This window comes from Myroides sp. C6-3, assembly GCF_050522425.1.
Lineage (GTDB): Bacteria > Bacteroidota > Bacteroidia > Flavobacteriales > Flavobacteriaceae > Flavobacterium.
The window spans coordinates 80,880-95,154 of the sequence record NZ_JBMVQP010000012.1; the positions used below are offsets into that span (position 1 = coordinate 80,880).

13 protein-coding genes are annotated in these 14,275 nt (G+C 34.0%); 4 read left to right on the top strand and 9 right to left on the bottom strand.

Annotated features, from left to right (window positions below):
- Positions 1-18: 18 nt before the first annotated feature.
- The 3 genes from leuS to ACPDG9_RS07090 form a co-directional block, all read right to left on the bottom strand.
- Positions 19-2,832 (bottom strand): leucine--tRNA ligase, encoded by a 2,814-nt coding sequence (gene leuS / locus ACPDG9_RS07080; protein WP_430527056.1) that lies wholly within the window; start codon positions 2,830-2,832, stop codon positions 19-21.
- Positions 2,833-2,974: 142 nt separating this feature from the next.
- A complete protein-coding gene (locus tag ACPDG9_RS07085) occupies positions 2,975-4,363 on the bottom strand; it encodes a S41 family peptidase (protein WP_430527057.1) in 1,389 nt (462 codons plus the stop codon).
- Positions 4,364-4,508: 145 nt separating this feature from the next.
- On the bottom strand, positions 4,509-5,342 hold the full coding sequence (locus ACPDG9_RS07090) for a LytR/AlgR family response regulator transcription factor (protein WP_430527058.1): 834 nt from the start codon (positions 5,340-5,342) through the stop codon (positions 4,509-4,511).
- Positions 5,343-5,628: 286 nt separating this feature from the next.
- Here ACPDG9_RS07090 and ACPDG9_RS07095 point away from each other — a divergent pair, with 286 nt between their 5' ends.
- From ACPDG9_RS07095 to truB, 4 genes are read left to right on the top strand one after another with little or no spacing between them, the layout of a single operon-like run.
- A complete protein-coding gene (locus tag ACPDG9_RS07095) occupies positions 5,629-6,510 on the top strand; it encodes a cell division protein FtsX (RefSeq protein ID WP_430527059.1) in 882 nt (293 codons plus the stop codon).
- 2 nt (positions 6,511-6,512) lie between these two features.
- The gene (locus ACPDG9_RS07100; RefSeq protein WP_430527060.1) at positions 6,513-6,758 is read left to right on the top strand and encodes a DUF3098 domain-containing protein; all 246 of its coding nucleotides are present in this window, start codon (positions 6,513-6,515) and stop codon (positions 6,756-6,758) included.
- Between the two features lie 12 nt (positions 6,759-6,770).
- Entirely contained in the window at positions 6,771-7,580 is an 810-nt protein-coding gene (locus ACPDG9_RS07105) for an undecaprenyl-diphosphate phosphatase (RefSeq protein WP_430527061.1), read from the top strand.
- Between the two features lie 2 nt (positions 7,581-7,582).
- The gene (gene truB / locus ACPDG9_RS07110) at positions 7,583-8,284 is read left to right on the top strand and encodes a tRNA pseudouridine(55) synthase TruB (RefSeq protein WP_430527062.1); all 702 of its coding nucleotides are present in this window, start codon (positions 7,583-7,585) and stop codon (positions 8,282-8,284) included.
- A gap of 151 nt (positions 8,285-8,435) precedes the next feature.
- Here the strand turns inward: truB and ACPDG9_RS07115 are convergent, their stop codons facing one another.
- The 6 genes from ACPDG9_RS07115 to ACPDG9_RS07140 all read right to left on the bottom strand — a co-directional run.
- On the bottom strand, positions 8,436-10,640 hold the full coding sequence (locus ACPDG9_RS07115; protein WP_430527063.1) for a peptidase domain-containing ABC transporter: 2,205 nt from the start codon (positions 10,638-10,640) through the stop codon (positions 8,436-8,438).
- Between the two features lie 3 nt (positions 10,641-10,643).
- Positions 10,644-11,171: a hypothetical protein gene (locus ACPDG9_RS07120; RefSeq protein WP_430527064.1), complete on the bottom strand. Its 528-nt coding sequence runs from the start codon at positions 11,169-11,171 to the stop codon at positions 10,644-10,646.
- Between the two features lie 36 nt (positions 11,172-11,207).
- Entirely contained in the window at positions 11,208-11,573 is a 366-nt protein-coding gene (locus ACPDG9_RS07125) for a hypothetical protein (RefSeq protein WP_430527065.1), read from the bottom strand.
- Complete coding sequence (locus ACPDG9_RS07130) at positions 11,570-12,946, bottom strand: radical SAM protein (RefSeq protein ID WP_430527066.1); 1,377 nt, start codon at positions 12,944-12,946, stop codon at positions 11,570-11,572. Before ACPDG9_RS07130 ends, ACPDG9_RS07125 begins: the two co-directional genes overlap by 4 nt.
- Before the next feature lie 74 nt (positions 12,947-13,020).
- Entirely contained in the window at positions 13,021-13,194 is a 174-nt protein-coding gene (locus tag ACPDG9_RS07135; RefSeq protein WP_182646863.1) for a hypothetical protein, read from the bottom strand.
- 65 nt (positions 13,195-13,259) lie between these two features.
- A partial coding sequence (locus ACPDG9_RS07140) for an outer membrane beta-barrel family protein (RefSeq protein ID WP_430527067.1) occupies positions 13,260-14,275 on the bottom strand: 1,016 nt, incomplete at its 5' end.

The window sequence follows — 14,275 nt, forward strand, 5'->3', positions numbered from 1 at the left end:
CTCACTTGTTGGTCACACTTACCCAACGATATTTATAATTTTTCCAGGAACGACAATTAACTTTTTCGGTTCGCGTCCTTGCAATTGCGCTTGTGTTCTTTCATCCGCCAAAATAATCTTTTCGATTTCCTCTACACTTAAATCCAACGCTAGCTCAATTTTGAAACGCATCTTTCCATTAAAAGAAACAGGGTATTCTTTGGCATCTTCAACTAAGTACGCCGCTTTAAACTCAGGGAATGGCTGATCCGAAATAGTTTCTTTATATCCTAGCATACTCCAAAGCTCTTCTGCAATATGCGGCGCATAGGGTGCAACCAAAATAGCTAGAGGTTCTAAGATAGCGCGGTGATGACATTTCTGTTGTCCTAACTCGTTCACGCAAATCATAAATTGAGACACTGATGTATTGAATGAAAAAGCCTCTATATCTTCTTGTACTTTTTTAATTGTTTTATGTAGGGACTTATACATCTCTTTTGTAGGCTCTTTGTCCACAACAACTACTGCTGTATCATCTGCATACAATCTCCACAGTTTTTTTAAGAAACCAAACACTCCCGAAATACCTGCTGTATTCCAAGGTTTCGCTTGCTCTAAAGGACCTAAGAACATTTCGTACAAACGCAGCGTATCTGCTCCATACTCCTGACAGATGTCGTCTGGGTTTACAACGTTATAGTAAGACTTTGACATTTTCTCTACTTCGTGTCCTACAATATATTTTCCATTGGCATTGCAAATAAATTCTGCTGTAGCATAATCAGGTCTCCAAGCTTTGAATCCCTCCATATCCAATTCAGACGAATTGTTCACTAAACCAACATAAGCATACAGTTGTTGAACTTTCTCGTCTTTAATCCTATCTTTTGAAATGAAAGTATTTGTTCCTTCAATTCGATAAACAAAAGCTGAAGTTCCCAAGATCATTCCTTGATTGATCAATTTTGCGAAAGGTTCTTCTGTAGGAGCGACACCGATATCTTTTAAAAATTTATTCCAGAAACGGCTATACAACAAGTGTCCTGTTGCATGCTCACTTCCCCCTATATATAGATCTACATTTTGCCAGTAGTCTAACGCTTTTTCAGAAGCGATAAATTCTTCATTTGTCGGATCCATATAACGCATCCAATACCAAGAAGAACCTGCCCATCCAGGCATTGTATTCAATTCTAATGCAAATACTGTTTTTTCATCTATTTCGTCATTGGAAACAACTTGGTTGTTAACGGTATCCCATGCCCATGTGTGTGCGTTTCCTAATGGCGGTTGCCCATCTTCTGTTGGCAAGTACTTTTCAACCTCTGGCAATACGATTGGCAAATACGCTTGGTCAATCATCTTAGGCAATCCGTTCACGTAGTACACAGGGAAAGGTTCTCCCCAATAACGTTGACGAGAAAAAACCGCATCGCGCAAACGATAATTTGTCTTTCCTTTACCTTGCCCTACTTCTTCTAATGCAGCAATTGCTTTAGCCGTAGCTTCTTTGTACTCCAATCCATTTAAGAAATCAGAATGCTCCAATACAAAGCCTTCTTTTTCAGCAAAAGCTTCTTCGCTAATATCTTGGTTAAAAATATTTTTAATTGCAATACCAAAGTGTTTCGCAAAAGCATAATCACGCGTATCTCCAGCAGGAACTGCCATAACAGCACCTGTTCCATACCCTGCTAACACATAATCTCCAATCCAAATTTCAATAGGTTCTTTGGTAAACGGATGCTCCGCATAAGCTCCTGTAAAAACACCTGATATCTTCTTCACATCAGCCATACGATCGCGTTCACTTCTTTTCGAAGTCGCTTCGATATAAGCTTCAACTGCTTCTTTTTGTTGAGCTGTAGTAATTTTACGAACTAAGTCGTGCTCTGGCGCTAACGTCATAAAACTCACACCAAAAATAGTATCCGGACGCGTCGTAAACACTTCGATTGTATCGTCTGACTCCTTTACTTTAAATACAACTGTTGCACCTACTGACTTTCCAATCCAATTGCGCTGACTTTCCTTCAAGCTCTCTGTCCAATCAATTGTATTCAATCCCTGTAACAATCGCTCTGCATAAGCCGAAATACGCATACTCCATTGCTTCATTTTTTTACGCACTACAGGATGCCCCCCGCGCTCAGACAAACCGTCTTTGATTTCGTCATTTGCCAATACTGTTCCCAAAGCTGGACACCAGTTTACTTCTGTCTCTGCCAGATAGGTCATACGATACTGCAACAGTATACGTTCCTTTTCTTCTACAGAAAACGCATTCCACTCAGCTGCAGTAAACCCTTGAATCGCATCATCGCAAACCGCATGAACATCAGCATTTCCATTTTGCTCAAATAGCGCAATTAACGTCGCAATAGATTCCGCTTTATCCGATGCTTTATTGTACCAAGAATTGAACAGTTGAATAAAAATCCACTGGGTGTGCTTATAGTAGTCCGCGTTTGAAGTACGAATCTCACGAGACCAATCGAAAGAAAATCCGATTTGATCTAATTGTTCTCTATAACGGGCAATATTTACTTCTGTTGTAATAGCAGGGTGTTGACCTGTTTGAATCGCGTATTGCTCAGCCGGTAATCCGAAGCTATCATATCCTTGAGGATGTAATACATTAAATCCTTTGTGTCTTTTATATCTTGCAAAAATATCCGAGGCGATATATCCTAGTGGATGTCCAACATGCAGCCCTGCTCCTGATGGATAAGGAAACATATCTAGTACGTAGTACTTGGGTTTATCAGATTGATTTGAGGTTTTAAAAGTTTGATTGTCTTTCCAAAACTTTTGCCATTTTGCTTCAATTTCGCTTGGATTGTATTTCATAGTACAAATATCATTTATTACACCTGTTCTCCTTCGAACTACTCGAAAAAAAACGCCATCTTGTCGCAAAAATAAACTATATTATTAAGAAAGAGAAAACTTTAATTCACTTACTTACAACAAATCAATAGAGAAGTGCTGTTTATTGATTTTTAATCAGCTGATTCATTACATAATCTAGTGCTTCATCCCCAGGCACATCGAATGTGGGTTGTACGCCTATTTGATCCAATCGCTTTCCATCAGCAGTATAATAATCCGCCGTTGGCAAGACCAGTGTAAATCCTTCCGACAAAACAAAGCGCTCGCTATTCAACATAGCACCTGCTGTCTTTTCCCCCACCACCACCGCACGTCCTTCAGCTTGAAGCGCATATACGAGAGGTTCTGCCGTACTAGCTGTTTTTCTGTCAACTAGCAAATATAAATCACCCGTAAACCTAGCTATACTTGAAGGTTCTGCCACCAAGGCAATGCCCTCCTGTCGATGTATATTCTCCATTAACGCAGTTACATTCGGATCACTAAAAGAAGTAAAGTTAGATCGCTGTGCTGCAGTGGGAAGTTTGGAATGTTGTACAAACCATTGACGCGTTAAAAAAAAACCTCCATCATACGCAGTAGTCGCAACGTGATTCACAAAAGTCAACCCTGCTTCAATGGATCCACCGACATTCCCTCTCAAATCGACAAGTAAACGGGTCGTATTCCGCTGCTCAATCAAGTGAAAAGCCTCTCGCATCTCCTCCACCGAACCGCCAAAACTGCGAATAGTCAACAAGCCAATTCCCTTCCCTTTATCCTCAAAGCTCCATTGTTTGTCATTTCCTCCAGTCGTTGTACCTTCCATGGTACCCCTAACTAAGGCAAAATGAGAAAAGGGAAGTTGCTGTGCGTAGTAATAAAAAGCAAAAACAAGTTCTAAGTCATCGTGAACTTCTGCAGAAATATCCTTCATTTTACTCTTAAATCTCTGCCATGCTTTACTTTCAATCAAACGGCGATTATAAAGATACTGTTCTGTATCCGTAAACACCTGATTTATTATCCCTTGATAATCAGCCAAAGGCAAAGACTCCGCTAAGGGGGCGCCAATCAAAGTTGCACGCACCACTTCGCTTTTTGTCGTCAGATTAACCTGTAGTATTCCTTCCTCTACTGTCCCTTTAAAATAGTAATTACCCAACGGAGAACGAAAGATTCCATCGAGCAACATACGATCATCTTGCCGTGTTATTTTCCCTTCCTCAACGGTGATAAAACGCCCTTCTTTGAAAGACGAGGTGAATGTACGACCTAAAAAAGAAGTCCAACGACCTAAAATGATTTGATCAGCTCCCTTTCGCGTATGTGCCTGAAAGGTGTTCTCTTTTACCGCTATCGATAAAATCAAACGCACTTGACCGATGTCAGGATGGGTAAATTCTACTTTCCAATCCCCCCCTAGCGGATCCTCTCGCTCTTCTACCTTCCCTTGACAATTAAAAAAACTAAATACGCTTATCAATACAGCGAATACCATTCTTTTCATTTTCTGTGTATTTCAATTAACACAGCAAAACTGCACATTAAAACTACACTATAAACAAGTTTGGGACGAACGACAACCTTTTGGGACGAACAACAAACACAGGGGAATAGCTAGCCAACAATACAGGCAAGTATCCTTTAAAGAACTAAGGGTTATATAATTTCAAAGCTTGAATATACGTTCTAGAAACTGGAACTTCCTGCTGTATTTTCTTTAAATACAACTTTCCTCCTTGTGCGTTTCCTTTTACTCCAATAAGGTAGTTCACATTGATTAAGTAGGAACGATGACAATATTGTATGCTGTTTAAGGTAAGTTGTTCTTTTAATTTTTTTAGGGGCAAACGCATCAGTTGTTGCTTAATCTCCCCTCGTTCTAGATAGTAAACGGTGCAGTAGTTTCCTTCGGATTGAGCATAGATAAAATCAACTTCATTCAACTGATACGTTTCCTGTAAAATAGCTGTTTTGATCCATACGACAGATGCTTGTTTTTCTGCTTCTTTATCCCTTATCTCACCACTTGTTTCACATTCAACTGCAACGGCAGCTCTTTCATATTCTTCTCTAGTAATTACGTATTGAAGTAAGCTGTGAATGGCATAAACAGGCAAGCCAATCAACAACGTATAAAACAACATTTCCAACCAACCTAAAAAAGTTAGTTCATAGGCATAAATTACCTTGCTATTATACCAATAGCTCCAAATCGAACAGCTAAGCAAAACAAAACTAGCTTGTTTCACTTCCCTTTTCCAACTCCAAGCCTTATCGGATTGAGGAAATAACAAATCGCTCAATAAAAAACTTGAAAAGCCAAAAAATCCATAAGGCAACAGGAGTAAATATTTATTAGCACGGACAAAGTTATACGTCCCAAACGGTTGAAAAACCGCGATAAAAAAATAGCACAACCCTCCTAACAACAAGGAAGAAATCAGTGTATGTCTCAACGATTTACATTGTTCAATTCGGATCATTATTCACAAAAACAAGTGAAGGTTCATCAAGTTTACTTTGCCCCGTACTTTATTCAATCACATAGTCGTCTCCTTCTTCCACTTACATACGATCAGAAACACGGATTCTCTCATCCTTTTTCAGTTTTACCCGGTGTACAATTTCTGATGCATCGTCGATTTCCCTTCTATTATCATACAAAATACAAAGAAATAAACTATATTTATAACAATTAGAAAAGTTTAATCGTTATTATCTTTTAAAAACATTTTTGTTTCTTAATTTTACAGCTTTAAAAATTGCACTATGACGTCTACTTATGAAAAATACCAAAAGCGAAAACTAATTTCGTCATATTTTTCTGTAATACTTAGTATTTTCCTGGTTCTCACCTTATTGGGAGCCTTGAGTCTATTTGTCATTAACTCAGAGCGAATCTCAAATAACTTTCGTGAGAATATTCCGATGACGATCTTCTTTACAGATAAGGCTTCTAAAAGTGATTTTGATCAATTTACAAAAAAACTCAATGCATCCCCGTATATCAAAACCTTCAATTTTGTTTCAAAAGAAGAAGCGGCTGAGAGTCAAAAGGAGGATTTAGGTGAAAATTTCCTGGAATTCCTGGGATATAACCCCCTACAAAACTCATATGACATCTACCTCAATGGGGATTATGTTGTGCGTGACAGTTTAGTAAACATCGAAAAAAGCCTCCTAGAGGCACCACATGTGGATGAAATATTGTATGATAAACAACTAGTGGAACTGGTAAATAATAACATCAAGCGCATTACCAATTGGGTATTGATTCTTGCGGGGGTACTCACCATTATTTCCATGTTGTTAATCAACAGTTCTTTGCGTTTGTTGATTTTTTCTAGTCGTTTTACAATCAAAACCATGCAAATGGTCGGGGCGACTAAACGCTTTATTCGCCGTCCTTTTATTTGGCACAGTATTCGTTTAGGTCTTCTAGGCTCGATATTAGCCGTTATTGCCCTAGTTGCTTTAACGCTTTACCTCGATAAAAAATTCCCTGATCTAGAACTAAATCCTACGACCAATTACACCCCTTTAGTTGTGGTCGGATTGGGCTTAATCTTAATGGGAATTATCATTACAACCATTAGTACATTTTTCGCTACACAGCGATTCTTAAATCTTAAATCAGACGAACTTTATTAAATATGAAAAAAGACAATACCCCTTCCGGTTTTTTGTTTGCGAAACAAAATTACACGTTGTTATTGGCTAGCTTTGCCATTATTGCGTTGAGTTTCATCCTAATGGGAGGAGCTTCGAATGACGATCCTACCCAATTTAATGAAGAGATCTACAGCTTTAGACGCATTCACTTGGCACCTGCGGTATTCTTTATCGGTATAGGTGTTGCTGTATATTCAATTTTTAAAAAAGACAAAAAACAATCATAACAAACTAATTTTATGGATTTAATACAAGCTATCCTTCTAGCCATTGTAGAAGGGCTTACTGAATATTTACCCGTTTCATCTACGGCTCACATGGTATTTTTGAGCTCCTATTACGGGATTCAGGAAGATGATTTCGTCAAACTTTTTCAAACCGCTATTCAATTCGGTGCAATTTTAGCCGTTGTTGTGCTATACTGGCGTAAGTTTTTTGATTTCACTCGTATTTCATTCTATAAGAAATTAGTACTAGCAGTAATTCCAGCTTTGGTATTGGGTAAGCTTTTTGACGAAACCATCGACGCTGTTTTAGGGGAAACTATTTACATTGCTATTATGCTTATTGTAGGTGGTTTTGTTCTAATTTTTATCGATAAATTCTTCAAAAACCCCAAAACTACTCGAGAAGAGGACATCACGGTAAAACAAGCGATAAGCATTGGTTTTTGGCAGTGTTTGGCTATGATGCCAGGCACGAGTCGCTCTGCAGCCTCTATCATTGGAGGAATGCAACAAGGCTTATCTCGTCAAGTAGCTGCAGAATTCTCCTTTTTCTTGGCTGTTCCAACGATGGCTGCGGTAACGGTATATTCCATTGTATTGAAAAAATACGAGTCTGGAAAAATGGGATATGAACTCCTTTTCGAAAACAGTGACAACTTAAAATTATTCCTTTTAGGAAACGTTTTGGCCTTTATTGTATCTATCGTTGCCATTAAATTTTTCATTGGAATCATCAAAAAATACGGATTTAAACCTTGGGGATACTACCGCATCATTGCTGGGGTTATCCTACTTGTTTACTTCGGATACTTAAAAAATTAAACATGCAATTTTCAGCAGAAGCTTTTCAAGAAGGGCAAGTCTTATTAATTGACAAGCCTTTACACTGGTCGTCCTTTCAAGCCGTAAACAAAATTAAATGGCTCTTAAAAAAGGAATACGGACTAAAAAAGATTAAAGTTGGTCATGCCGGAACTTTAGATCCACTAGCAACCGGATTGTTGCTGATCTGTACAGGAAAAGCCACTAAAACAATTACGGAGTTACAAGGGCAAGAAAAAGAGTATACCGGAACGTTTTATTTGGGTGCAACAACACCTTCTTACGACTTAGAAACTGAAGTTAATCAGACCTTTCCTATCGATCATATTACGCAAGAGATGATCGAACAAACAAGAACTAGTTTCTTGGGTACCACCCAACAGCGTCCTCCTATTTTCTCTGCCTTGAAAAAAGATGGTAAGCGCTTGTATGAACACGCAAGAAATGGAGAAGAGGTCGAAATTAGTACCCGTCCTATCACAATCTCCGATTTTGAATTAACGCGTATTGCACTACCTGAAATTGACTTTAGAGTGGCTTGCTCCAAGGGAACGTATATTCGTTCACTGTCTTTTGATTTTGGAGAAAAACTACAAAGCGGTGGTCATTTAACTGCCTTGCGTCGCACAAAAATCGGATCATACGATGTAAAAAATGCGTTGAGCATTGAAGCGTTTGAAAATGCGGTTGTTCATAACATATAGTATGAGCTACCGCATCTTTTACAAACAAGTTTATTAGAAACCAAAACGTTATAGCTCTATATTTTTTTAATCTATTGCACTAAAAAAGTATAGAATAACACGCTAATGTGCTTCTATTGTTTTGGTTTATAAAAAAATCTGTTTTTTATAATTAATCTCCTAGCGCTAGTTGATTTTTTACCAAATTGTAATATTCTCCTTTAATAGATACTAATTCCTCGTGGTTGCCTTGTTCCAGCACTTTTCCTTTTCCAAACACAATTATATTGTCAGCATCTCTAACTGTAGAAAGTCGATGAGCTATAATTATAACAGTCTTACTCTTAAAAAAAATCTGTAAATTATCATGAATCTTTTTTTCGTTTTCCGCATCTAAAGCAGAAGTAGCTTCATCAAAAAAAATAAAATGTGGGTTTTTATATATAGCTCGTGCAATTAATATTCTTTGTTTTTGCCCTCCTGAAATTCCATTACCTGCTGCACCTATTTTTGTACTAATTCCAAGAGGTAACTCGTTAATAAATTCATCTATATTAGCGATATTGATAGCATTTTTCATTTTTACATTATCAATTATTTCATCCCCCATAGCTATATTACGCTCAATCGTATCAGAAAAAATATATCCATCTTGCATTACGACTCCACAATTTTCCCTAATACTTCTTGGGGATAATTTAGAAAGATTCTCTTCATTATAATAAATATTCCCTTGTGTTGGTTCGTAAAACTTTAGAAGCAATTTCATTAAAGTAGTTTTACCACTTCCACTCGCACCTACAATAGCTGTAACTTTTCCTTCTGGAAAGTATAAATTAACACGGTCTAATATAGTCCTAGATTTAGGTCCTTCATACTGAAAGGTTACATTGGAAAATCTAATTCCGCTTAGGCTATTCTCATTATCTGACTTTTCAAAATTAATTTTGATTTTATTAAAATACTCTTGTTCTTCTTCTTTATGATTTTGAACATCATTTAGCCTAGCTAAACTGAGTTTAGCATCCTGTAGTGAACGAAAAAAAGAGATTAGTTGATTAATCGGAGAGTTCATTTGTCCAATAATATAAGATACACTCAACAAAGCACCTAATGACATTTTACTATAGACAACTAAATATGCCGCAAAGAAAGTCACTATAATATTTTTTAATTGATTTATAAAATCAAATCCTGAAAGTTGTATTTGATCAAGTTTCAGAATACGCATATTAGTTTTAAAAAGTCTCTCCTGAATTTTCTCCCATTCTTTACGCTTAAAATCCTCATACTGATTCAATTTCATTTCTGAAGCGCCTTTGATTATTTCATAAATATTTTCTTGATTTTCACTCCTTTGTTGAAAACGAAAATAGTCTAATATTTTTCTCTTTCTCATCCAATAAAAAGACCACAAAATCGAAATTATAGTTAAACTAAAATAAACAACCATCATACAAAAATTATAATACCACAAAACACCAAAAAAAACAAAAAAAGTCAGCATTGAAAACAAAGTCAGTAAACTCTCCGAAGTTAAAAAATATTCTATTTTTTCATGATCTTGAATACGTTGGCTGAAATCTCCTGTCTTTTTTGTCTCAAAAAAAATAATAGGTAAACGAAGAGTCCTTTTTAAAAAATCGGATATAATCTTGATATTAATTTTTGTTCCAATGATAAGCATAATCCAATTTTGAAAAGCTGCAAAGACTATATTTCCAAAGAAAAAGGTTAACTGTGCTAACAAAATAAAAGTTATCAATGATAAATTCTTTTTATTCACACCCTCATCTATTAATTGTTTAGTCAAAATTGGAAATCCAAGAGAGATAAAAGAACTAAGTGTTAAAAGTACAAACAACCAAAAAAAATATTTTTTAAATAATTTTAAATAATCAAATAGATGCCTCATATTTATTTTAACCAATTTTTTGTTTTTTTGTTCAAAAAAAAACGAAGTTGGTGTCAAAAAAAGCGATACCCCTTTGTCATCTCTAGCCAACCAAGATGAAATGAAATTTTCTTCCGACAGCGAAATAAGTCCATATCCAGGATCAGCAATTTTATAAATACTCTTTTGTGAAAAAAAATTTTTATGAATTTTATATAATACTACAAAATGATTCCTGTTCCAATGTAAAATACAAGGCAGAAACTCATTATCAATATCGTTTGGCTTTAACCTAGCAGCCATAGTTTTAAAACCTAGTTTATTAGCTCCCTCACTTAGTCCCATTAATGACACACCTTCTCTTGTAATAAAGCATTGATCACGCAAAAACTGTAAGTCAAATTCTTTACCATGAAACAAAGCAACCATAGCTAAACATGCAGGACCACAATCCATTTGATCATGTTGAGGAATGAATTTCATAATTTAAACAGCTCGTTTAAGTACTTTTTCTATATATTCATCATGTAATTTCTTATTTATAATATTATTTTCATCTAATGAATAAAGGAAAAAAAATTGTAACCCAGCTGGTAAAGAGCTTATATTTTTTGATAGGTTGTATGAACTCTCAATAAATTCACTTTTTTTATTTTTAATAAAATATTCGATATTCTGTTTTGCCATATTTAAATAACAAAACTTTTTATTTTCCACTTGTTCTACATTCTTAAAAACATGATAAATCATATTGTTTTTTTCAAATTCTGACAATTCTTTATCATGTATAATTCTTTCAATTATACTATTTATAATATAATCCGCCCATTGCAGATATTCTGTATATCCCTCTTCAATAATCGATTTCATTTCAACTTTATAAACATCTTTAAAAGGTTTATTATTCACAATACAATTAATAGAATCAATAGCTAAAGAAAGTGCTGTTTGATAATCCTTTGCAGCAAATAGCACCCTATATTTATTAATTATTTGTTCAAATGTAATTGACAACCTTAAATTCTCATTATCTCTTAAAATTGAATATGCCTACAGTATTTCATCAGACAATAAATTCAAAGTTAAACTATAATTCTTTCTTTTGTAATGATAAAAAGCAACCATTGGAAGATACAAAAGGTTAAGGTGTTGAAAGAGATTATTAGACAATTGTGAATGAGCTACATCAACCTTAGAAATCCAAAATGCAGCAAGATCTAAATTATTCGTTCTACACAAGCTCAAGTTTTTTTCATATAAAGAAAAACAATAATATAAATCAATCGTATTTTCTTTATTTGAATTGTTAATTACTATATTTTTAATATCATAAAAAATATGTTTTCTCTCAAATTGATTCTTCTTTGTAGGACTTAAAATCTCTTTTTCTAAATTTTTTTTAATATCTAAAATCATCTTTTATTAATATTTAGTAATTCACCATCCTCAATATATTGCATAATAAGTTTATCCTCAATATTTAATTTGAAAGAAGGACATGCTCTAATTCCTTTAAACCATGATATTGGGCAATGCCCTCCACAAACTGGTAAAAACTCGCATGCATTACAATTCTCACTATTGTTATTTTTATTTCTTATATCATTATACCAATTTCTTAAAGGCATGTCTTGACTGTCTTTTAAATGAATACTTTGATCTGACACATTTCCAATTATCAAATCATTATTAGATTCGAAATCTGGAGTATAAGGCACCTCCCAACAATATGAGATTTCACCTTTTGCATCTATTAATTCGTTATTTTCTGAAGTAGTCATACAAGTACTAAAAGTTCTTTGAGGAACTAACTCATGCTTTCTAAAATTTAGCTCTTTCATTTTTAAAAACCATCCAATTTCTAAATCAGCAAAATGTGCCATACTTAAACCTATTTTTTTATTTGCATTATTATTTCCCCAGTCATGAACAGCAGCAAAACTCATTTGTATTTTATCTTGAATTTTCAAATCATGAAAAAAATCTAATAATTTATCTACTTCTAAATAATTATTTTCATGAACATTAACACGAATTAGAATAGATACATTCTCTTTTTCATAAAGAGGATCATTAATAGCATTAACAATATTTCTCACAATAAACTCAAAAGTAGGTTCTTTCTTTTTCGTGAATCTACTTTTATCATGCGTATCTTGAGTTCCATCTATGGTGATTTGAAAACTTTTAATCTGCATATTTGCTACTAAATCTTGAAAATTTCTTCTATTCAAATTCAAACCATTTGTTATCATAGAAGCACTGTAACTTAGATCATTATTGCTACATAAATTTAAAAGTCGCTCACTTAAATCCCTTATCGCATTGATTCCCATCAAAGGTTCAGCACCATACCAAACAATATCTAAACCTGAATATTCCTTAAGGGATAGTTTATTTTTAATATAATCAAAAATTTTTTCTGACAAACCCTTCGTTATACTCAATTTACTGTGCACTTGTCCACAATACTCGCACCCTAATTGACAATTAGCAGAAGGAGTAATTGTCATGGATAAAATATCACTGTCTAATTTTGAAATTTCAAATTCATTTAATACGGTATCCAATTCATCTTCTAATTCAGGTACAACTATCTCAGAAAATATTAGTCGATCTATTAGATGATCTTCTAAAGTATAAAAATTATTGTTTATCAGTTTTTTTATAGTTTCATTATTGAGTATGATGACATCTCCTGTTCTTGTAGAATATACTAATTTTTGACTCTCTTTATGATCAATAAAAGAATCAGTAATTACTACATATTTAGATAATTTATATTTCATAGTTTTTTATTTTATTAAAATAGTAAATATTGATACAGGCAAAAAAAATCACCTGTATCAACTTTTAGGTCGTTCTAATTATTTCCATTACATGCAGAATTTTTTCCACACTTAGATTTTGTAGAACAAGGAATTTCTAACTTCCCTTGACCTCCTCTAATTCCATTTAGCATAGAGCCTTCTATACTCTCAATAGATTTCGATTTTTTTAAATCATTTAATCTAGAAATTAAATCTTTGTTTTTCATAATTTAAAAAATTAATATTATAGATCTTTTTTAATTTATAGTCCTCAGATCATTTGTTAGACTTTTTAGTTTAATCTATGTTTTTCTTCTTCATTACTAGTAGTTGTTTGTTTCAAACCGATATTTGAATTTCCTATTTTATAAGACATAGAAAACACAACATATTGTGTGTCATAATATTGACGGAAAGATTGTGCAATATGTTGCGTCACATTTGAAATTTTAGCTCTATCTGACCCTAAAATATTATTAGCTTTTAACGTAGCTTGTAATTTTTTATCCTGCAAGAATACAGTAATACCTACCGCTAAATTAGAACTTGAACTTGTTTTACTTTCTATAAATTTCTTTGGAAAATCCTGTTCATAAACAACTTCAGCAAAAAGTGTTTTCTCTTTATTTAGTGAAAAATTTTGAGTTGTAGAAAAATAAGCTCCCCATCCAGAATACTTCTCCTCTAAATATGCTGTATTCGTCTTGGTTTGACTGTAAAACACAGTTAAATCAATAGCAGAATTCCACCAATTCAAAATATTAAAATTGGTATACTCATAAAAAGTAATATCATCTGATGAATAATAATTTAGCCGAATAAATTTTTGAAAATCATTTTCTTCATTATGGATGGTTAATTGACCAAATCCATCATTTGCTCTTGAAAATGAAATATTTGTGTAAAACAGATTTCCATACATATAGGATAACTCTATATTATCTCGCAGAGAGGGTTGTAAAAAAGGATTTCCTTCTTCATAAGAATTTGCATTTAAATACCAACGAGCAGGATTTAAATTAGAATATGATGGACGTTCAACTCTTCTTCCATATTGAAAAAAAAAACTATGTACTTCATTTAATGCGTAAGAAATATAAAAAGTAGGAAATAGTTTTACATAATTATTCTTATTTGTTTGATTAATACTAGAAGAATACCCCTTATTTTGTGTTGCCTCAGCTCGTAGTCCTGCTTTTAGTTCCCATTTATCACCTAGAGTTCTATTTGCGTATGCACCCGAGCAACCACATATTTCATAAGATGATGTAAGATAGTAAGTTTGTCTCAAATAATAAAGAGATGAGC